Genomic DNA, 20473 nt, shown 5'->3' with positions numbered 1-20473 from the left:
GAAACCCCTGTCGCGGGGGGGGGGGGGGGTGGTGGGGGTGGCCCCCCCCCCCCCCCCGCGCGCGGGGGGGCGGGGGGGGGGGGCGGGCGGGGGGGGCCCCCCCCCCCCGCCCGGGCCCCCCCACGCCGGGTGTACGGGTGTCCTCCCGACCGGGTGCGGGGCGCCCTGGTAGCTGTACCGCCATGTCCCATCACCTCAGCGGACCGAACCTCCGCTCCCCGCGCGGCGATGCCCGGCTCGACCTCACCGACCTCTTCGCCTTCCCCGCCTCCGGCGCCCCGGGCCGCACCGTCCTCATCATGAACGTGAACCCGTACGCCCCCACCGGCGGCGCGGAGTTCCACCCGGACGCCGTCTACCGCATCAACATCGACAACGACGGCGACGACCGCGCCGACGTCGCGTACTCGTTCACCTTCTCCGCGCCCCTCGGCGGCGCCCAGAGCGTCACCGTCCGCCGTGCGACCGGCGAGGCCGCGCAGCGGCACGAGGCCCTGGGGGAGGTCGTCTTCGCCGACGCGCCGGTGGCCTTCGGCGACGCGCCGCACGTGGTCTCCTCGCCCTACGGCGGCTACCAGCTCTCGGTGGGGCTGCGCAGCGACCCCTTCTTCGCCGACCTCGAAGGGATCGTCAACGACTTCACCTGGACCGGCAGGGACGCGATGGCGCAGGCCAACGTGTTCGGCATCGCCCTCGAAGTGCCGGACGCCGATCTCGGCCCCGAGCCGGAGATCGGCGTGTGGGCGCGGGTCAGCCTGCACCAGGACGGGCAGCTGATCTCCGTCGACCGCGGCGCCCACCCCTCCCTCACCGCGTACTTCAACGCGGAGGAGGTCAAGGACACGTACAACGCCGGGGAGCCGGCCGACGACTGGGACAAGTACCACGAGCCGTGGACGGCCGTCCTCCAGCACACCGGCGACTACACCACCGACGCCGCCACCGAGACGCTGAAGCTCGTCCTGCCCGACATCCTCCGCTATGACCGCTCCCGGCCCGCCGTCTACCCCAACGGGCGCACCCTGACGGACGACGTGACGTCCGTCCGCCTCACCATGGTCTCCGGCGGCAAGGTCACCAGCGACCACATCCCGCCGCACACCGATCTCCTCCCGGCCTTCCCCCACCTCGGCCACCCGCACCCGTACCCGCCGGCGGGGTAGCCGGCGGGCGGAGTGGGAAGTCGGATCCGCCGACTTCCCGCTCCGTGCGGTCGGGGCGCCTCGGGGCAGCAGGCGCCGGGACTGCGGGTCGTGGCGGACGAGGCCCGGCGACGGGGCCCGGCGGCGAGGCCCGGCGGCGAGGCCGCCTGCGCCGCGAAGACGGCCGTCTCCTCCACCCGGCTCCAGCGGATCGGGAAGTGGATCAGCGGGCCGCTCGCCCTCCCGCACGGCAAGGCCGAAACTCATGGGTGCAGCCCGTCACTCCCCGCCGTCCCCCCCGGCCGACAACCCCAGCCCGCCGATCGCCGCGACGTCCGCACCCGTGGAGCGGCAGCGCCAGTGGCCGCCGGGCGGGAGCTCCCCGGCGGCCGGCAGCAGGGGGTGGGAGTGGCCGGGGCAGGCGGGCCGCTGGAGGAACGCGAAGCCGGTGAGGTGGTCCTGCACGAGTTCGGCCACCCGCGCGGTCAGCTCCCCGGGCGGCAGGGCCGTGTCGACGCTCCGGCCGAACTCCAGCCCCGGCGCGCACAGTCCGAGCCGCACGACCGGCCGCTCCGCGGCGAGCGTCCAGCGGGTGCCGGGCGGAAGCGTCCCGGCGAAGGCCGGCAGGTCCCGCCCGACCCGGGCACACGGTTCGGTCAGCGCCGCGGGCACGCCGTCGGGCGGCGCCGCGACCAGCTCCCAGGTCCGGAGAAGTTTCAACCCCCGCCCCCTCCCCGCGACGCGACGGCCACCGGGCCCGACCCTACCCCCGGTGGCCCGGGTGGGTCAGGCCTGGGACAGCGGGCGGCGCTCGCCGTAGCGGGCCTCGAACTCCTCGTCGCTGAGGGCGTTGAGCTCCCGGCCGGTGATCCGGCCGGTCATCATGTCGCTGAGGAAGGGCGGCAGGGAGGCGCCGCGCATGGCGTCGGTCAGGGCACCGGGGACGGTGTGGACCTCGGTCTCGACGCGGCCGTCGGGGTGGAGCCGGTAGGTGCGGTAGCCGGGGCCGTCGAAGCGGCCGTTCGGCATGTCGATGCTCATGAAGCTGGACGGGCAGACGTACACCGGGCGGCCCTCGAACTCGCCGGAGAGGTCACCGTGCAGGTGGCCCCCGCCGATCGCCCGGATCTTCGGGAAGTCCCGCACCAGCTGGATGAGTTCGCGGTAGCTGTCGGTGTCCGGGGCGGTCTGCGGCAGCGGCGGCTGGTGGAGCCAGAGGAAGACGTGCTCGGCCTCGGTGGCGGTCAGGACGGCGCGGGCGCGCTGCTCCTCGACCGGGGTGAGGCCGGGCTGGGCGGCCCGGTGCACCCGGTCGTCGAGGTCGCGGTAGGTGCCGTCCCCGGCGTCGGTGGCCTCGCGGCCGTGGGCGTTGGTGTCCAGGAGCAGCATCAGCCAGTTGCCGACCCGCACGGCGGGCTCGACGTGCACGTTGGGGCGGGGCAGGCAGGCCTGCATCGGGTCGTGCCGGTCGTGGTTGCCGCCCAGGCAGTAGACGGGGGTGGGCAGGGCGTCCAGTGCCGTGCCCAGCCGCTCGTAGGCGCCGGGCTCGCCGAGGTCTGCGAGGTCACCGGTGGCGACCACCAGCGCGGCGTCCGCGATCGCGTCGGCCGCGTCGGCGAGCACCGCCGCGAGGCCCTCGTCGGGCTCGTGGGCGACGAACGACCGGGCGCCGGAGCCGGCCCGGAAGTGGGTGTCGGAGATCTGGACGATGCCGATGGTGTCGTCGTGGTTCATGCGAGGCCTCACTCTGGGGGGCCCGGCCCCGGGTCCGTGGTCGGGCCCCACCGACGTTAGGGAAGTGGCAGAACTGCCATGTGGCAGTTGTGTTAACTCCTGCCGACCACTTCCTTGCGGCTCGCCGAATCGGCCCTCCGGATCAGCCCGCCGGCTCCCAGGGCACGTCGCTGATGAAGCGTGTGCCGAGCAGCCGCACCAGGTTCCAGTAGTCGTCGTCGTCCGCCTCCAGGCCGTCGAGGAGCAGCCGGGCGCCGGGGAACGGGCGGCCGGTCCGCACCCGCGACAGCTCGACCAGCCGGGCGCGGCCCTCCGCCGGGTCCGCCTCGCCGTCGAAGCAGGCCAGCGCGGTGCGCAGGGCCGGCTGGAAGCCGTCCTCGTCCTCCCACACCGCCTCGATCTCCTCCAGCTCGACGGTGAGGAACGCGCCCGGCGCCTTCTCCACCGCCTGCCGCAGCAGCGCGACGTGCGCGTCGAGCGGGCCCTCGTCGGCGAAGAGCGCGTTCAGCACCGGCAGCGCGGCGTCGAGCCGGGCGAGTGCGCGGTCCTTGGCCACCAGTGGTGCGGTGGCCTCCACCTGCGGGTCCTCGTCGTCGTCGAGGTCGTCCTCGTCGAGCGTGAACACGGCGGTCACCAGGTCGGCGGGGCGGAACAGCGCGAGCCAGAGCAGTGGGACGCCGGAGACGTCGTGGGCGACGACGCCGCCCTGCGCGTCGACGCCGCCCTGCGCGTCGAAGCCGGACACCTGGCTGGAGGGGTAGAGGGAGGCCACGTCCGTGGCACACAGATATGAGGAGTTCGCCATCCCCGGAGGCTAACGGGCCCCGCCGACACCATCCGTCACCGGCGCCGGCGGGGCCGCCCCGGAGGCGTCAAGTCCGCTGTCCCGACGGTCCGTTGATCGGGTGAACGCCGCCGGAAGTGCGGGCGGCCGCGCGGCGGCCGCGGGGAAGCTGGCGGCATGAGCGAAACGACGCAGCCCTTCCGGCCGCCGCGGGGCTCCGCGATGACCAGGGCGGCCCTGTCCGTCCTCACCGCCGCGGCGGCCGCTGCGTCCGCCGCGTCCGGCGCGGCCGATGCGTCCGATGCGGCCGATGCGGGGTCCGCCGAGGGGTTCGTCGCGCCCGCCGGGTCCGCTGCGCCCGCCGCCGGGTGCGGGTACCCGGGGTTCACGGAGTGCGGGGCGTGGGGCCGCGCGGACGAGGTCAGGTCGTTCACCGTGTACCAGTGGACGCCGGGGGCGGTGGGGGCCGTGGGGGCGGCGGGGGACCGCTGATCAGGCCGGCAGGGGCTTGGCCATGACGATCTCGCGGCTCACGCCGTCGGGCAGCAGGTCGCCCGGCTCGCCGGTGTCGGTGAAGCCGGTGCGCTCGTAGAGGGCGCGGGCGTGCGCGTTGTGCGGCATCACGGCGAGGCGCAGCGACGGGAAGCCGCGCCCGGCGGCCCACGTCCCGATCTCCCCGATCAGCCGGGCCCCGACGCCCCGGCCGCGCGCCGCCGGCCCGACCCACATCGAGATCAGCTCGGCGTACCCGTCCGCCGGCACCCCGGTCGCCATCGCGGCGGGTTCGCCGTCCACGAGGGCGACCAGGTCCAGGGCGCCGGGGATCTCCAGCCGCGAGCGCCAGCGCTCCTCGCGGTCCCCCTCGCCCTGCCAGTCGGCGAGCGTGGAGCCGAAGGCGTACGGCGCCTCGGCCAGGGCGGCCAGCCGCAGCTCGCGCCAGAGCGGCCAGTCGTCGGACGTCAGTTCACGCAGTTCGATCATGGCGGAGACGATGCCCTGCCGGAGCCCGCGCCGACAACCGGTTTAGGGCCGGACCCCGGCCGGACGCCGGCCGCGCCTCGGCCGCGCCTCAGCCCGCGAGCGGGGGGTTGAGGCGGGCGAAGGCCTCCTGGCGGCGGTACGGGAAGTAGGGGTACGGCGCGGTGCGCAGGCTGGCGGCGTCCAGGCGGGCGACCTGCTCGGCCGTCAGCTCCCAGCCCGCGGCGCCGAGGTTCTGGCGCAGCTGCTCCTCGTTGCGGGCGCCGATGATCACCGAGGAGACGGTCGGGCGGCGCAGCAGCCAGTTGATCGCCACCTGGGGGACGGTGCGGCCGGTCTCCTCGGCGACCGCGTCCAGCGCGTCCACCACGTCGTGGAGCAGCTCGTCGTCGACGGGCGGGCCGTAGTCGGCGGTGTCGTGCAGGCGGCTGCCGGCCGGGAGCGGGGCGCCGCGGCGGATCTTCCCGGTGAGGCGGCCCCAGCCGAGCGGGCTCCAGACCAGGGCGCCGACGCCCTGGTCCCGGGCGAGCGGCATCAGCTCCCACTCGTAGTCCCGGCCGACGAGGGAGTAGTAGACCTGGTGGGCGGCGTAGCGGGGGCGGGCGTCGCGGTCGGCGGCGGCCAGGGACTTCATCAGCTGCCAGCCGGAGAAGTTGGAGACGCCGGTGTAGCGGATCTTTCCGGCGCGGACGAGGTCGTCGAGGGTGGTGAGCACCTCCTCGACGGGGGTGGCGGCGTCGAAGGCGTGCAGCTGGAACAGGTCGAGGTAGTCGGTGTCCAGGCGGCGCAGGGCGGCGTCGACGGCGGTGATCAGGCGGGCGCGGGAGGTGCCGGCGTCGTTGGGGCCGTCGCCGGTGGGCAGGCCGGCCTTGGTGGAGATCAGCACCTGGTCGCGGCGGCCCTTGACGGCCCGGCCGAGGACCTCCTCGGAGGCGCCGTCGGAGTAGACGTCGGCGGTGTCGAACAGGGTGACGCCGGCGTCGATGGCGATGTCGAGCAGGCGGCGGGCGTCGTCGGCGTCGGTGGTGCCCCAGGCGCCGAAGAGCGGGCCGCGGCCGCCGAAGGTGCCGGTGCCGAGGGAGAGGGCGGGGACGGTGAGGCCGGACGCGCCGAGGCGGCGGTACTCCATGGGAGGTTCCCTTCGCTAACGGGACTTCTGTGCCGTTAAGATGGCACCGACCCTAGCACTGTCGGCGACGCTAATGGAACAGGAATCCCGTTAATGACTTCACCGGGCATGCAGAGACCGGGCGGCCGGACGGCGCGCGTGCGGACCGCCGTGCTGAAGGCCGCCGAGGACGCCCTCGTCGAGGTCGGTTTCGCCGGGCTGGACCTCGGCGACATCGCGCGGCGGGCCGAGGTCGGGCGCACCACCGTCTACCGGCGCTGGGGCTCGGTGGGCGCGCTGCTCGCCGACCTCCTCACCGACATGGCCGAGCAGTCCCTCCCGCGCACCCGCACCGGCTCCCTGCGCGAGGACCTGCGCGCCAACGCCCGCCTCGTCCAGCGCACCCTGGCCGATCCGCGCCAGGGTGCGCTGTTCCGGGCTGTCCTGGTCGCGGCCACCTGCGACCCGGCCGCCGCCGAGGCCCTCCACCGCTTCTACCGCGCCCGCGTCGAGGAGTGGGCGCCCTGCGTGACGGAGGCGGTCGACCGCGGCGAACTCCCGCCCGGCACCGACCCCGCCGACGTCATCCGCGCCGTCTCCGCCCCCCTCTACTACCGCATGCTCACCACCCCGGACCCCCTCGACGAACCCGCCGCCCACCAGGCCGCCGACGCCGCCGAGGCCGCCGCCCGGGCGGGTGCCTTCCGCGTGGGTGTCTAGAGGCCGGCCGGGCGGGCCGTTCGGCGTGGGGGGTGGCGGGGGTGCGGGGTCGGACGGGCCCGCTGCCCCCCAGGCCGCCGACGCCGCCGCCCCGGGTGGGGGGTGTGGTGGGGGTTGGACGGGCCCGCCGCCCACCGGGCTGCCGAGGCCGCCGCCCGGGCGGGTGCCTTCCGGGTGGGTGTCCAGAGGTCGGCCGGGTGGGCCGTTCGGGGGGTGCATGCGCCCGCTGTCCACCGGGCCGCCGAGGCCGCCGCCCCGGGTGGGGGTGTGTGGGGGGTTGGACGGGCCCGGCGCCCACCACGCCGCCGAGGCCGCCGCCTAGGGGGTGCCCGAGGGGTGGTTGAGGGGGGTGGTGTGGTGGGTGATGAAGGACCGGGCCTGGTCGGGGGTGAGGGGGTGGGCGAAGAGGTAGCCCTGGCCGAGGGGGCAGCCCATGGCGGCGAGGAGGTCGCGCTGTTCGGGGTGCTCGATGCCCTCGGCGATGACCTGGACGCCGAGGGTGTCGGCGATCCGGGTGATGCCCTCGACGAGGGCGTACTGCTGCTGGGACAGCCCGAGCCCATCGATGAAGGACTTGTCGATCTTCAGGACGGAGATGGGGAACTCGCGCAGGTAGGAGAGCGACGAGTAGCCGGTGCCGAAGTCGTCGATGGCGATGCCGACGCCGAGTTCGCCGAGGGTGCGCATGTCGGTGCGGACGCGGTCGTCGCGGCGCATCAGCACGGACTCGGTCAGCTCCAGGACCAGGGACTCCGGCGGGATGGCGGAGGAGGAGAGGGCCCCGCGCACCACGTCCACGAAGCCGGCGTCGCGGAACTGCCGGGCGGAGACGTTGACGTTGACCCGCAGCGGGGGCAGGCCGGCGGCGGCGCGGGCGGGGCTGCTGAGGGCGTGCCAGGCGGCCGCCTCCTGGGCGGCGCGCTCCAGGACCCAGGCGCCGAGCGGCACGATCTGGCCGCTCTCCTCGGCGAGGGCGATGAACTCGTCGGGCAGCACCATGCCGCGCCGGTCGTGCGGCCACCGCACCAGGGCCTCGAAGGCCACCAGGTCGCCCGTCTGCAGATCGACGATCGGCTGGTAGTACAGCCGGAACGCGGACTCGGCGATCGCGGTGTCCAGGTTCTCGTTCAGCTCGTGCCGGGCCATCAGCCCGGCCTGCAGGGCCGGCTGGTAGAGGCACCACTGCCGCTTGCCCGCCGCCTTCGCCGAGTACAGCGCGAGGTCGGCGTGGCTGAGCAGCTCGGTGGCGTCCACGCTGTCCTCCGTCGTCGCCACCCCGATCGAGGCGGACACCCGCACCGCGCCCGCCCGCAGCCTGAACGGCTCCGCGAACGCCGCCAGCAGGCCCTGGGCGATCGCCCCGACGTCGGCCGGCGCCAGGGCGTCCTCCACCAGCACCGCGAACTCGTCGCCGCCGAGCCGGGCCGCCGTGTCGGAGGCGCGCAGCGCGGTGGAGATCCGCAGCGAGACGGCGACCAGCAGTTCGTCGCCGATCGCGTGGCCCTGGGTGTCGTTGACCACCTTGAAGTCGTCCAGGTCGAGGAAGAGCACCCCGGTGACGGCGCCGCTGCGCTCGCTGCGGGAGAGCGCGTGGCCGACCCGGTCGAGGAAGAGCACCCGGTTGGCCAGGCCGGTGAGCGAGTCGTGGAAGGCCCGGTGGGTGAGCTCGCGCTCCATCTGCCGCTGCTCGGTGACATCACGCAGGGTGAGCACCAGCCCGCCGACCGTCGGGTCCTCGCGCAGGTCGTTGCAGCGCACCTCGACCTCGATCGGGGAGCCGTCGGCCCGGAGCAGCCGCCAGTGCTCGCGCTGGGTGTCCAGGCCGGAGCGGGTGCCGCCGGTGACGGCGGGGCTGCGCATCCTGGCCAGCGCCTTGCCGACCGCGCGGCTGTCCTCCGGCGGGACGAGCTCGGTGAGCAGGGTGCCGTCGAGGTGGGGGTGGCCGAGCACGCGCCCGGCGGAGGAGGCCGAGGCGTAGCGCACGGAGTCGTCGTCGTTGAGGATGAGGATGACGTCGCTGGCGCTCTGCACCAGGGTGCGGAAGTAGGCCTCGCTGTCACGCCGGGTGATCTCCTGGCTGAGCATGACGCGCTCGACGGCGAGGGCGGCCTGGGCGGCGAGGATCTCCAGCGAGCCCCAGAGGCTGGTCAGCTCCTGCTCGGTGCCGGTGACGATGAGCGCGCCGATCAGCGGGTCGCCGGAGGGGCGCTCGGCGAGGGTGAGCGGGCAGAGCAGGGCGGACGGCATGCCGTCGATCCGGGCGGCGAGCTCGGTGCCGATGTCCTCGACGGGCAGCAGCGTGGTCTCCCGGTAGGCGGCGAGGGCGAGCACCTCGTCGGAGTCGCGCTCGGCGCCGAGGTGGTGGCGGCCCGCGCCGCGCTCGGCGTGCCGCACGTGCAGCACGCCGCCCTCGGTGACGGCGAGCAGCGCGACGTGGCCGGGCTCGGTGGGCATCAGGGTGGAGGCGGCGGCCTGGACGGCGTCGGCGACCTCCTCGACGGTGACGGCCGAGGTGAGCGCCGAGCCGGCCTCGCGCAGCGCGCGCTCCCGGGTGACGGCCTGCCGGCGGGCCCGCACCACGACCGCCAGCCGGGCGAGCACCAGCAGGTAGAGGACGGCGGAGAAGGCGCCGATGACCCCGGCGTTGCTGGTGTTCCCGTTGCTCGCCTCGATCATCAGGATGGTCGGCGCGATCAGCGAGGCGCCGGCCAGCAGGGCGAGCCGGCCGGGGCCGATGTCCGGCTGCTGGCTGGGGATGGGCCTGGTCAGCTCGACCATCGAGGGGTGCAGGGCGGCGGCGCCCCAGGCGGTGTAGAAGGCGGCCCAGCCGAGGTCCACGGGGGTGCCGATGCGCCAGTCGCCGTGCAGCACGATCAGCCCGTAGAGGATGTCGGAGACCAGCAGGCCGACCGTTCCGGCGGCGAGCAGCTGCAGCGAACGGCTGACCCCGCCGCGCGGCACGACCAGGCGCAGCAGCAGGGCGAGCACGACCACGTCGCCCAGCGGGTAGGCGATCGAGACGGCCTTCTGGAACCAGTCCAGGTCCGGGTTCCGGGCGTACGGCAGGATCAGGTAGATCCAGACGAGCAGCGCCAGGCCCATGGTGAGGATGAGCGCGTCCAGCAGGCTGGCGCGGTCCTGATGTGCCGTCCGCCAGCGGATGAAGCCCAACACGCCCGCCGCGTAGAGCAGGTACTCGGCGAGGTAGAAGCCGTCGGCGACGGACGGGAAGGGGCTGCCCAGGTGCAGGAACTGCATCTGGACGACCTGCACCACCTCTCCCGCGGTGAAGCTGAGGTTGGCGAGCGCCAGCAGGTACCAGTAGACGGCGTGGGAGGGGCGGTTGAGGCGGACGCCGACCACGATGGCGGCGACGCCGCCCAGGCCGATGCCCGTCCACCAGATGATCCGCTGGGAGGGGTTGGCGTAGTAGATGCCGGTGAACAGCACCATCCACACCAGGTAACAGACCATCAGGCGTTGGCGCCGACGTGTCAACGAGCTACCTCCTCCTCGGCGTCACCGCACCCGCCCGGGGCGGGCGGCGGGGTCCGGGCAGGGGCTCGCGAGCGTCCGAGCCGGGCCGGGGAGGTCCGGTCTGACGTTCGAAATGGGCCTTGAGTGCGTATAGTCGGAAATGTCGCACCTCCCAGCATTCTGCCGCCACAGCACGAGGTCAAGCCGGTGGATGACGCAGCAGAGAGCGCACGGGGAGCACGTCCCGGAGCGCGGTCCGGACGTCACGCCGTGCTGGTCAACGAGGACGGTCAGTATGCGATCTGGCCGGGTGACTTCACCGTCCCGGGTGGCTGGCGCACGGTGTTCGGGCCCGCTCCGCACGAGGAGTGCCGCGGCTACGTGGACCGCGAGTGGCGCCCCGCCGGGCTCGGACTCGGGCCCGGGGCCGGGGCCGGGCGGGGGACGGGACCGGCCGCCGTCACCCGAGCGGCCCACACCGGCACCGGGACCGTGCACGGACTGGTCCGGGCCCGCGCCGCGCACGACCCGCGCGCCCTCGCCGTGCTCGACGACGACGAGGCGCTCGACTACGGCGAGCTGGACGCCCGCAGCGACCGGCTGGCCGCCGTGCTGCGCGCCCTGGGCGCCGGGCCCGAGCGGATCGTCCCGGTCTGCCTGGAGCGCGGCGCCGACCTGGTGACCGCCTGGCTCGCCGTGCTCAAGGCCGGCGGGGCCTTCCTGCCGCTGGACCCGGCGCACCCGCGCCGCCGGCTGGCCCGGCTGGTGGCCGACTGCGGGGCGCACCTGGTCGTCGCGGAGCAGGGGACGCGCTTCCCGGGGGCGCGCACGGTGGCCCCGGGGGAGGGCGCCGGGGCGGCGGCGGTCGAGGTCCCGGACGTCAGCGGGCCGGACGACCTGGCGTACCTGATCTACACCTCGGGGACCACCGGCACCCCCAAGGGCGTCCCGGTCGCCCACCGCGCCCTGGCCTTCACCCTGGAACGGGTGATCGACGCCTACCGGCTCACCCCGCACGACCGGGTCCTGCAGCTCGCCGCGCTCGGCTTCGACACCGCGCTGGAACAGGTCTTCGCGACCCTGGCCGCCGGGGCCACGCTCGTCCTCGGCGGCGCCCGCACCTGGGCGCCCACCGAGCTCGCCGACCGGATGCGCGGGCTGCGGCTGACCGTCGCCGACCTCACGCCCGCCTACTGGCACCACCTGCTCGGGCTCTACCCGCCCGGCGGGCCCGCCCCCGAGGGGCTGCGGCTGATCGTGGTCGGCGGGGACACCGTGCACGAGGACGACTGCCGCGCCTGCCTGGAGCGGCTGCCGGGCGTGCGGCTGGTCAACGCCTACGGGGTCAGCGAGGCCGCCGTCACCTCCACCCTGGGCGAGATCACCGCGCCCCCGCCGGCCGCCCCCGGCCCGCACGGGCCCGGCGCGCCGGTGCCCATCGGGCGGCCGCTGCCGGGGGTGCGGGTGCACGTGCTGGACGCCCGGCTCAGCCCGGTGCCGCCCGGGGAGAAGGGGGAGATCCACCTCGGCGGGCCCGGCCTGGCACGCGGCTACTGGAAGGCGCCCGCGCTGACCGCCGAGGCCTTCCTGCCCGACCCCTACGCCCCCGCCCCCGGCGAGCGCATGTACCGCACCGGCGACGCCGGGCGCTGGCGGGCCGACGGCACCCTGGAGGTCCTCGGCCGCTTCGACGACCAGCTGAAGGTCCGCGGCCACCGCGTCGACCCCGCCGAGGTCGAGTCCGTGCTCGCCGCCCACCCCGACGTCCGGCAGGTGCGGGTGGCCGCCGACGGCAGCGACGACGCCCGCGTCCTGACCGCCTACTACACGCTCACCGACCGGGCCTCCTCCGGCGCCCGGGCCCGGCGCGGCCGGATCCGCGCCTACCTCGCCGAACGGCTGCCGGACTTCATGGTCCCGGCCGCGTTCGTGCCGCTCGACAGCATGCCGCTCACCCCGGCCGGGAAGATCGACCGCCGCCGGCTGCCCGACGCCCCGCCCCGGGTGCGGCGGCGCGAGGACGGCGCGCCGGGCCCGGGCCCGGCGCCGTCCGCCCGGGCGGACGCCCCGCCGGACGGCTCGCCGTCCGCCACCGCCACCGCCACGACCGGCGGCGCCGTCGAGGCCGGCGTGGCCCAGCTCTGGGCCGAACTGCTCGGCGTCGGGGAGCCCGGCCCCGCGGACGACTTCTTCGAGCTCGGCGGCAACTCCCTGCTCGCCATGGAGATGATCGCCCGGGCCCGGATCATGTTCGGCCTCGACGTCACCCGGATCCGCTCCCTCACCCGCGCGCTGCTGGGCGACGCCACCCTGCGCGCCTTCGCCGCCGCCGTCCTCGCCGCCCGCACCGGCCGGGGCCGGCCCGCCCCCGGACCGCGCGAGGCCGCCGTCGACTGGGCCGCCGAAGCCCGGCTGGACACCCCGCTGCGGCAGTCCTGGAGCCCCGCGCCCTCGCGCGCCGAACCCGCCGAGATCCTGCTCACCGGCGCCACCGGCTTCTGCGGCGCCCACCTGCTGGACGCCCTGCTGCACACCACCGACGCCCGCATCCACTGCCTGGTCCGCGCCCCCGACGAGGAGCACGCCCTCGAACGGCTGCGCGCCGCCCAGCAGCGCTACCTGCGCCACGACCTCGCCGACCGCCGGGTCGTCCCGCTGACCGGCGACCTCGCCGCACCGCGGCTCGGCCTGGAGCAGCGCCGCTACGACCACCTGGCCGGCACCCTCGACGCCATCCACCACCTCGGCGGCCAGGTCAACTTCATCTACCCCTACCACCAGCTGCGCGCCGCCAACGTGGCCGGCACCCGCGAGGTGGTCCGCCTCGCCGGGCACTCCCGGGGCATCCCCGTCCACTACCTCTCCACCCTCGCCGTGCTGGCCGGGTTCGGCCCGGCGGGCGTGCGCGAAGTCGCCGAACGGACCCCGCTCGCCCACCCCGACCGGCTGGCCGTCGGCTACGTCGAGAGCAAGTGGGTCGCCGAACAGCTGCTCCACCACGCCGCCGCGGGCGGACTGCCGGTCACCGTGCTGCGCACCAACGACGTCACCGGGGACCTGCGCACCGGGGTGATGAACACCGGCACCGAGATCTGCGCGCTGATCAAGTACATCGCCGAGAGCGGCGGCTACCCGGACGTCCGGCTGCCGCTCGACTTCGTGCCCGCCGACCGGTTCGGCCGGGCGCTGTGCCACGTCGTCGCCCACGCCCCCGCCATCGGCGAGGTCTACCACCTGACCTCGCCGCGCCCGGCGGACCTCGCCGACCTCGCCGCCCGGCTGCGTGCCCGGGGCCACCGCGCCGAGCCCGTCCCCTACCCCGCATGGGTGCAGGGGCTGGTCCGGTTCGCCGCCGGGCACCCCACCCACCCGATGACGCCGTTCGTGCCGCTCTTCGTCGACCGGGTGCCCGGCACCGCACTGTCCATCAGCGAGCTGTACTTCCGCCCGACCTTCCCGCGCTTCGACCGGGCCAACACCGAACAGGCCCTGGCCGGCAGCGGCGTGGAACTCCCCGCCGTCGACGACGCCCTGCTCGACTTCTACCTCGACCGGCTGACCGCGGAGGGCTTCCTCGCCCCGCCGCAGGAGGCCTCGCCGCTGGAGGCGCTGCGATGACCGCCACCGCTCCCGAGGAGCTCTTCGCCGCCCTCGACGTCGCCCGGGCGCCCGCCGACGGCCCGGCCGCGTTCGGCGCCGACCTCGCCCCCGGGACGCTGCTGGCCGCCTACCGGCACGGGCTCTTCCCGCTGCCCGCCGCCGACGCCTACGCGAGCGCCTTCAACGAGGCCCGCGCCGGGGCGGCGGTGGCGGCCGGGGAGGTCGCCCTGCTGCCGGGGCCCGACCACGGCACGGACCCCTACGCGCTCGCCTGGTGGTCGCCCGACCCGCGCCCGCTGCTCGCCGCCGACGGCGTGCGGCTCGGGCGCAAGCTCTCCCGGCTGCTGCGCAACCGCCTGGACTGGTGGACCACCGCCGACCAGGCCTTCGAGGAGGTGCTCGCCGCCTGCGCCGAGGGGCGCGAACCGCCCTGGCTCACGCCGGAGTTGCAGACCGCGCTGACCGGTCTGCACCGGCTCGGCGCGGCCCACAGCGCGGAGGTGTGGGAGGACGGGGAACTGGTCGGCGGGGTGTTCGGGATCGCCTCCGGGCCGGTGCTCAGCCTGGACTCGATGTTCCACCGCCGCCCGGACGCCGCCCGGGTCGCCGTGGCCGACCTCGCCGACCGCTTCGCCGCCGCCGGCGGCCGGCTGCTGGACGCCCAGTGGGACTCCCCGCACGTGCGCTCCCTCGGCGCCGCCCCGCAGCCCCGGTCCCGCTACCTCGCGGCGCTCGCCGAGGACGCCGCGCTGGTACGGCCGCTCGACACCACCCGCCTCCCGGCCGCCCGACTCGCCCCCGAACGCCCCCGCGAGCCGTACCCGCACGGCCGCCATCGTGCCCACCGGCACCCCTACCGCAACGCCCGCCGGGCCTGACGGCCGGCCACCTGCGCGGCCTCGTGGGCCGTACCCGCGGGGGCCGCTGAGACTGGCGATCGGTCACCTGAACGCCCGCGCGAGCCGTGCGCGCCGGGCGTTCGCGGCGCGGCGCCCGCCGGGCCCGGCGACCGGGCGCCCCGGCTTGCCCCCGAGCGGCCCCCGTGAGCCGTACCCGCGCGGGGCCCCGGGCGTCCTCGTGCGCGCCCGGCATCCCGGTCGCAACGCCTGCACGGACAGGCGGCCCCGGCACCGGCGGTCCGTCGGGCGGGCGATGGCCCGGGCGATGGTCGTGCGGGCCCGGCCGCCGGTGGCGGGGTGGTTGTGGTCGACCGCGCGGCATCCGGGCCGTCGTCGCCGGCGGGCGTGACGGATTCGTCAGTGGTGGTCGCATCCGGGTGCCGTACCCCGGGCGGGCCGGCGGCCGGGTGTGGTGGTGCGTCAGTGGTGGCCTGGGCGGCCGACGGTGAGTTGGGTGGTGGTCGTGCGGGTCGGGCCCGCCGGGGTGGTGGCGGTGAGGGTCGCGGTGTAGGTGCCCGCGGTGGGGTAGTCGTGGTCGACGGTGCCGTACCCGGGGTCCACCGGGTGCGGCGCGCTGCCGTCGCCGAAGTCCAGGGTCGCGGTGCCCGGTGTCCAGCCGGCCGTGTACCCCAGCGTCAGCCGGGCGTTGAGCGGGTGGCCCGGCCGGGGGAGGGGGCGGGCGGCCAGGCGCACGCGCAGGGGGTCCTGGAGTTCGATGGCGCCGCGGTCCCGGTAGCCCCAGGCGGTGGGGCTGGGGAAACGCGGGTGGTCGGCCGGCTCGGCGCCGAGGAGGTCGGTGGCCAGGGTGCCGAAGGCGTAGGGATCGGCGGCGTCCGTCACGCCCGTCACGGCGGCCGGGGTGTAGTCCTCGCGGTCCGCGGGGAACCCCGGGTCGACGGCGTTGTCGCTCGCGCCCTGCCCGACGGCCCGGAAGGCCTCGGGGGTGGCGAACGGGGTGTCCCCCCAGGAGTAGGCGTACGGGCCCGACGGCACGACGGTGTTGTAGTCGACCCGGGTGCTCCGGATCGATCCGGCCGACACCACCAGCGGGATCGCGGTGGGCGCGGTGCCGCCGCAGCGCGGCGCCGGGCGCTTCGCCAGGATGTTGTTCTCGACCACCGACCCGGTGGAGTTCCCGGCGAACTCCACGTCGCTCCCGCAGTTGCGCCCGAAGGTGTTGGCCACCACGATCGTGCCGGGCGCGTCCGTGACCAGCACGCCCCGGCCGGCGCTTCCGGCGATCAGGTTGGTGGTGACGACCACGCCGGAGGTCCCCGCGTCGACCGCGACCCCGCTCACGGGCGCGGCGGAGATCCGGTTGCGGCTCACCGTGACGTACGAGCCCGTCCCGGTGATCCGCACGCTCGGCGTCGCCGCCGGGAAGGCCCGTACGCCGCCGCGGACCGGGTCGCCCGCCTCCACGTCGTTGTGGTCCACGGCGATCCGGGTGGAGTCCTTGACGAGCACGCCCTCCTGCGGGGCGTCCAGGCGCAGGCCGGTCACGGTGACGTCGTGCACGCCCTCCAGCACGAAGGCGTGCGGGGCGGGCGTCGATCCCCGGGACCAGTACCGCGTCCCCACCGAGGCGTTGGGCCCGTGCACGGTCGGCTCGGCGCCCTGGAAGACGATCGGGCGGCCGGGCTCGCCGGAGCGCCGGACGGTGACCTGGCCGGTGAAGCGGCGGCCCGGCGCGAGCTGGACGGTCTGCCCGGGCTCGGCCGCGTCGGCGGCGGCCTGGACGGTGCAGAACGGCCGCTCCGGCGTGCCGGTCCCGGAGTCCGAGCAGTTCGAGCGGGGGCCGTTGTCGACATGGAGCACGGTGCTCCCGGCGTGCGCGGTGGACGGGAAGGCGGCCCCGGTGACCGCGGAGCCCACGACCGCGAGGGCGAGGGCGACGTGACGGGATGCTGGCATGGGCAGGACCCTTCTGGAGTCATCGAACCGACGTGTCGAGCTGACGTACCGAGCTGACGTAATGAGCTGACGTGCCAAACTGACGTGGCGACAGGAACCTTGCGTGCACGGGTTGATGCGGGAGGTCTGGACCAGTATTCCCGAGCCCCGCGCACCGCCTCAACCGGTGAAGGGCCCGGCCTCGCACCGCCGGCCGGTGCCGTTCCGGAGCCCGCCGGTTTGGGCCGCGATGCGCGGGGGGACTGAAGCGGACATGCTGTCAGTTGTGGTGGCCCCCTGGGGCGATGAGCCGGTGTTCGAGCGGAACGGGGACGAGCCGCACGCCGCGGCGAGCACGATGAAGGTGGCCGTGCTGGCCGCGCTGAGCCGGGCCGGCGCGGATCCGCGGGAGCCGGTGCCGGTGGTGAACGGCTTCGCCTCCCGGGCCGGAGGGGAGTTCACCAACGACCCGGACTGGGACAGCGACCCGGTGCCGTGGACGCTGCTCGGCGCCACCGTGCCGCTGGGGCTGCTCACCGAGCGGATGATCACCCACTCCTCCAACCTCGCCACCAACCTCTGCCTGGCCCGGGCCGGGCACGGGGCGGTGGAGGAGGTGTGGCGGCGGGCCGGGGCCACCCGCAGCGCCAGCCCGCGCGGGATCGAGGACCACCCCGCGCGCGAGGCGGGCGTGCACAACCTGGTGACCGCGCGCGACCTGGTCCGGCTGCTGCAGTCCCTGGACGGCGAGCCGGAGTTGCTGGAGCTGCTGGAGCGCAACTCCTTCCGGGTCGACCTGGCGGCCGGGCTGCCGCCGGGGACCAGGGTCGCGTTCAAGAACGGCTGGCTCCCCGGTGTGCGGCACTGCGTCGCGCTGGTCCACCCGGACGACTGCCCGCCGTACCTGCTGGCCGTCTGCTACACCGGCCCGCTCGCCTCGGGCGCCGACGAGGCCGCCGCCGACCCGGCCGCCCGCCTGCTGGCCAGGGTCTCGGCGGCGGTGTGGGAGCGGCGGCACGCGGTCGGCGGCCTAGCCGCCCGCTCGGGCGCGCGCTGACCGCTCCGGGCGGACGGCGGGCCCCGGTGGACCGGGTGGCGTCAGTACGGCCGGACGAGCGCGTGCGCGGCGCCCGGGATGCCGATCTTCAGCAGCTCGTCCTCCTCCGGGGTGGTCGGCGTGCCGGTCTCCTGCTTGAGGATCGCCCGGGACAGCGCCTGCACCCACATGGCGCGCGGCCGGCGGCGCTCCTCCCAGGCGGCCAGCGCCTCGGGCACCGCCTCGGCGGCGTCCAGGCTCTGGGCCAGCACCAGGGCGTCCTCGACGGCCATCGCGGCGCCCTGCGCCAGGTGCGGGGTGGAGGCGTGCGCGGCGTCACCGGCCAGCACCACCCGGCCGACGTGCCACGGCTCCTCGACGGTGACCTGCGAGATCCGCGAGTACACCACCGCGGCCGGGTCGGTGACCCCGGCCAGCGCCTCGGCGATCGGACCGCCGAAGCCGGCCAGCCGCTCGCGCAGCTGCTCGTGGGCCCGCTGCGGGTCCGGGCGGAAGTCCTCGGCCTCGGCGAACACCGAGCCCAGGTACATCAGTTCGTCGCTGATCGGGGTGAGCAGCGCCTTGGCCTTCAGGTTGCCGGTGGACATCACCACGCCCTGCACCTCGGGCGAACGCGGCAGGGTGACCCGCCAGTTGGCGAAGCCGGTGTACTCCGGCGCGTACTTCTCGCCGTACAGCCGCTTGCGCAGCGGCGAGCCGATGCCGTCGAAGCCGACCACCAGGTCGTAGCGGGCGCTGCTGCCGTCGGACAGGGTGACCGCCACCTCCTCGCCCTCGTCGACGAGTTCGGTGACGGTGGTGCCGAAGCGCAGGGTCGCGCCGGCGGCGGTGGCGGCGTCGCCCAGCACCCGGGCCAGGGCGGGGCGGGGGATGCCGTTGGTGGACGGCGCGTCGTCCATCCGGGGCTGCGGGATCTTCGCGAGGACGCCGCCGGCCGGGTCGCAGATGGTGAGCACCTCCCACTCGAAGCCGACCGCCAGGCACTGCTCCAGCACGCCGATCTCGCGCATCACGTGCAGCGCGTTGGAGGGCTGGATGATGCCGACGCCGAGCGCCTCCAGGGCGTCGCGCAGCTCGACGACGTCGACCCGGTGGCCGCGGCCGGCGAGGGCGGTGGCGGCGGTCAGGCCGCCGATGCCGGCGCCGTGGACGAGGACGCGCAGGGGTGGGGTCATGGTGGTGCTACTCCAAGGGGAAGGGGGGCGGGAGAGGGGCGGGGAGAGGTGGCGAAACGTTTCAGCCGGCCGGGGCGCCGGCCAGCTCCATCAGGTGGTCGACCAGCGCGAGCAGCAGGTCCCGCCCGAACATCCGCACCCGCACGTCACCGACCAGCATCGGGACCTGCGGGTCGAGGTCCAGGGCGGCCCGGACCTCCGCCACGGTGCGGGTGTTCTCGCCGTGGAAGCAGTTGATCGCCACCACGAACGGGATGCCCCGGCTCTCGAAGAAGTCGATCGAGGCGAAACTGGTCTCCAGCCGGCGGGTGTCGGCGATCACGATGCCGCCGAGCGCGCCGTTCACCAGGTCGTTCCACATGAACCAGAAGCGCTCCTGGCCCGGCGTGCCGAACAGGTAGACCACCAGCTCCGGGCTGACCGTGATCCGCCCGAAGTCCAGGGCGACCGTGGTGGTCTCCTTGCTGTCCACCCCCGACAGGTCGTCCACGCCCTCGCTGGCGCGGGTCAGGTACTCCTCGGTGCGCAGCGGCGCGACCTCGCTCACCGAACCGACCAGGGTGGTCTTGCCCACCCCGAAGCCGCCGGCGATGAGGATCTTCAGGGCCGCGGGGGCGGCGGCCGTGAGGGGGGACGGGGGGGAGGAGGGGAGAGGTACGGATGGTGCCATGGTTCAGAGCCTCCGGAGTCCTTCGCGTACGGCCGTCAGCAGCCCGAGGTCCAGGCCGCCGTCCCCCGAGGCCCGGGCCACCGAGATCGGTGCCCGGGCCCGCAGCAAGCCCTGGGCGATGAGGTCGCCCAGGAGGATCTTGGTCACCGAGACCGGCAGGTCGAGCCCGGCCGCCACCTCGGCGACGGCGGCCGGCCGGCGGCACCGCTCCAGGATCAGGCGGTGTTCCGGCTGCAGCCCGCGGACGCCCGACGACCGGGAGGCCAGCACCGGGTCGGCGAGCTCCTCCACCGTGGTCAGCAGGGTGATCAGGGTGAGGTGGTCGTGCTCCGGCGCCGTCCGGCCGCGGGTGATGGTGTACGGGCGCACCATCGTGCCCGCGCCGTAGTCGTCGTCCTCGTCCTCGTCGGGCAGCTCGCTCCAGTGCGGCCTCACCGGAGCGTCACCCCCGGTTCCTGGCGGCGAAGGCGTCGAAGTCGCTGCGGACCGGCGTGCTGAGCTTCTGGCCGACCTGCTGGACGAGCTGGTGCATGGCCACCGACATCACCTCGGCGTCCACCTCCTGGTCGGCGACGACCGCCAGGTGGGTGCCCTGGGCGGCGGCGATGACGAACAGCCAGAGCTCGGCCAGCTCGATGATCACCTGGTGGACCGGGCCGCCGTCGAAGAGCTGGCCGATGCCCCGGGCGAGGCTCTGCTGGCCGGTGGCGACGGCCGCCAGGCGCTCGGCGTCGGCGCGGTCGATGGAGCGCGAGTGGCTGACCACCAGGCCGTCGTCGGAGAGCAGAACGGCGCTTCTCGTGCCGGGCACCGTGTCGACGAGTCCGTCCAGCAGCCAGTCGAGGTCCTGGTGGGTGGCGATGGTGCGGTTCATGACTGCTCTTCCGTCCTCGTGGTTCGGGGGTCCGCGGCCGGGAGGGCCCAGGGGGAGGGACCCGGCGCGGGAGTCGGGGGGCCGGCGACGGCCGTGGGGCCCGCCGGGCCGGGGGGCAGGCCGCGCTGCGCCGCGTGGTCCGCGGCGGTGCGGTCGGCGCCGGCGGGGGAGCCGGTGGCGGTGTCGTCGGTGGTGCCGGGCAGGGTGCCGTCGAGGCCGCGGGCGGCGCGGGACTGGCGCTGGAAGGCGCCGACCGTGGCGCCCGAGCGGCGTGCCGGGCGCTGGAACGGGCCCGCCGCGGGCCGGTCGGCGGTGCCGGTGCTCGCGGCGCCGGCGTTCCCGGTGGCGGTGCCGGTGCCGCC

The 20473-nt window shown here is 75.6% G+C and carries 17 protein-coding genes and 1 pseudogene; 6 read left to right on the top strand and 12 right to left on the bottom strand.

From position 1 onward, the window contains the following. Nucleotides 1-182 precede the first annotated feature (182 nt). The gene (locus ACFXAM_RS15510; protein ID WP_380291340.1) at nucleotides 183-1163 is read left to right on the top strand and encodes a DUF4331 family protein; all 981 of its coding nucleotides are present in this window, start codon (nucleotides 183-185) and stop codon (nucleotides 1161-1163) included. Between the two features lie 258 nt (nucleotides 1164-1421). On the opposite strand, the gene ACFXAM_RS15505 is transcribed toward ACFXAM_RS15510, so the two are convergent. The 3 genes from ACFXAM_RS15505 to ACFXAM_RS15495 form a co-directional block, all read right to left on the bottom strand. Then, a complete protein-coding gene (locus ACFXAM_RS15505; RefSeq protein WP_380291338.1) occupies nucleotides 1422-1862 on the bottom strand; it encodes a hypothetical protein in 441 nt (146 codons plus the stop codon). 66 nt (nucleotides 1863-1928) lie between these two features. After that, a complete protein-coding gene (locus tag ACFXAM_RS15500) occupies nucleotides 1929-2876 on the bottom strand; it encodes a metallophosphoesterase (protein WP_380291336.1) in 948 nt (315 codons plus the stop codon). Nucleotides 2877-3018: 142 nt separating this feature from the next. Next, nucleotides 3019-3681: a hypothetical protein gene (locus tag ACFXAM_RS15495; protein ID WP_380291334.1), complete on the bottom strand. Its 663-nt coding sequence runs from the start codon at nucleotides 3679-3681 to the stop codon at nucleotides 3019-3021. A 156-nt stretch (nucleotides 3682-3837) separates the two neighbouring features. Between ACFXAM_RS15495 and ACFXAM_RS15490 the strand changes: the two genes are divergently transcribed. Beyond that, nucleotides 3838-4152, top strand: a complete 315-nt coding sequence (locus ACFXAM_RS15490; protein ID WP_380291332.1) for a hypothetical protein — start codon at nucleotides 3838-3840, stop codon at nucleotides 4150-4152. Here the strand turns inward: ACFXAM_RS15490 and ACFXAM_RS15485 are convergent, their stop codons facing one another. Further along, on the bottom strand, nucleotides 4153-4641 hold the full coding sequence (locus tag ACFXAM_RS15485; RefSeq protein ID WP_380291330.1) for a GNAT family N-acetyltransferase: 489 nt from the start codon (nucleotides 4639-4641) through the stop codon (nucleotides 4153-4155). 88 nt (nucleotides 4642-4729) lie between these two features. Then, complete coding sequence (locus ACFXAM_RS15480; protein ID WP_380291328.1) at nucleotides 4730-5767, bottom strand: aldo/keto reductase; 1038 nt, start codon at nucleotides 5765-5767, stop codon at nucleotides 4730-4732. A gap of 108 nt (nucleotides 5768-5875) precedes the next feature. On the opposite strand from ACFXAM_RS15480, the gene ACFXAM_RS15475 reads away from it, so the two are divergent. Then, entirely contained in the window at nucleotides 5876-6466 is a 591-nt protein-coding gene (locus tag ACFXAM_RS15475; RefSeq protein WP_380291326.1) for a TetR/AcrR family transcriptional regulator, read from the top strand. 318 nt (nucleotides 6467-6784) lie between these two features. Here the strand turns inward: ACFXAM_RS15475 and ACFXAM_RS15470 are convergent, their stop codons facing one another. Further along, complete coding sequence (locus tag ACFXAM_RS15470; RefSeq protein WP_380291324.1) at nucleotides 6785-9964, bottom strand: putative bifunctional diguanylate cyclase/phosphodiesterase; 3180 nt, start codon at nucleotides 9962-9964, stop codon at nucleotides 6785-6787. A gap of 123 nt (nucleotides 9965-10087) precedes the next feature. Here ACFXAM_RS15470 and ACFXAM_RS15465 point away from each other — a divergent pair, with 123 nt between their 5' ends. Further along, nucleotides 10088-13561, top strand: a complete 3474-nt coding sequence (locus ACFXAM_RS15465; RefSeq protein WP_380291322.1) for an amino acid adenylation domain-containing protein — start codon at nucleotides 10088-10090, stop codon at nucleotides 13559-13561. Next, entirely contained in the window at nucleotides 13558-14421 is an 864-nt protein-coding gene (locus ACFXAM_RS15460; RefSeq protein ID WP_380291320.1) for a leucyl/phenylalanyl-tRNA--protein transferase, read from the top strand. The genes ACFXAM_RS15465 and ACFXAM_RS15460 overlap by 4 nt, the downstream gene beginning before the upstream one ends. Before the next feature lie 441 nt (nucleotides 14422-14862). On the opposite strand, the gene ACFXAM_RS15455 is transcribed toward ACFXAM_RS15460, so the two are convergent. Continuing rightward, nucleotides 14863-16356 carry a right-handed parallel beta-helix repeat-containing protein gene (locus ACFXAM_RS15455; RefSeq protein WP_380291318.1) on the bottom strand — a complete coding sequence of 498 codons (1494 nt, stop codon included), beginning with the start codon at nucleotides 16354-16356 and terminating at the stop codon, nucleotides 14863-14865. Nucleotides 16357-16609: 253 nt separating this feature from the next. Between ACFXAM_RS15455 and ACFXAM_RS15450 the strand changes: the two genes are divergently transcribed. Beyond that, entirely contained in the window at nucleotides 16610-17392 is a 783-nt protein-coding gene (locus tag ACFXAM_RS15450) for a serine hydrolase (RefSeq protein WP_380291316.1), read from the top strand. Nucleotides 17393-17433: 41 nt separating this feature from the next. Here ACFXAM_RS15450 and ACFXAM_RS15445 read toward each other — a convergent pair whose 3' ends face one another. The 5 genes and pseudogenes from ACFXAM_RS15445 to ACFXAM_RS15425 form a co-directional block, all read right to left on the bottom strand. Next, nucleotides 17434-18567 carry an FAD-dependent monooxygenase gene (locus ACFXAM_RS15445; protein ID WP_380291314.1) on the bottom strand — a complete coding sequence of 378 codons (1134 nt, stop codon included), beginning with the start codon at nucleotides 18565-18567 and terminating at the stop codon, nucleotides 17434-17436. A 61-nt stretch (nucleotides 18568-18628) separates the two neighbouring features. Next, nucleotides 18629-19237 (bottom strand): ATP/GTP-binding protein, encoded by a 609-nt coding sequence (locus tag ACFXAM_RS15440; protein ID WP_380291312.1) that lies wholly within the window; start codon nucleotides 19235-19237, stop codon nucleotides 18629-18631. 3 nt (nucleotides 19238-19240) lie between these two features. Further along, nucleotides 19241-19672, bottom strand: coding sequence for a DUF742 domain-containing protein (locus tag ACFXAM_RS15435; RefSeq protein WP_380291310.1), 432 nt, complete (start codon nucleotides 19670-19672; stop codon nucleotides 19241-19243). A 7-nt stretch (nucleotides 19673-19679) separates the two neighbouring features. After that, on the bottom strand, nucleotides 19680-20111 hold the full coding sequence (locus tag ACFXAM_RS15430; RefSeq protein WP_380291308.1) for a roadblock/LC7 domain-containing protein: 432 nt from the start codon (nucleotides 20109-20111) through the stop codon (nucleotides 19680-19682). Next, nucleotides 20108-20473: pseudogene (locus ACFXAM_RS15425) on the bottom strand (hypothetical protein); the annotation flags it as partial. The gene ACFXAM_RS15430 and the pseudogene ACFXAM_RS15425, both read right to left, overlap by 4 nt.

Origin of the sequence: Kitasatospora sp. NPDC059462 (genome assembly GCF_042749955.1) — a bacterium.
Taxonomy (GTDB): domain Bacteria; phylum Actinomycetota; class Actinomycetes; order Streptomycetales; family Streptomycetaceae; genus Kitasatospora.
Note: the sequence above shows the minus strand (reverse complement) of the source record. Positions and strands in the feature narration are given on the sequence as shown.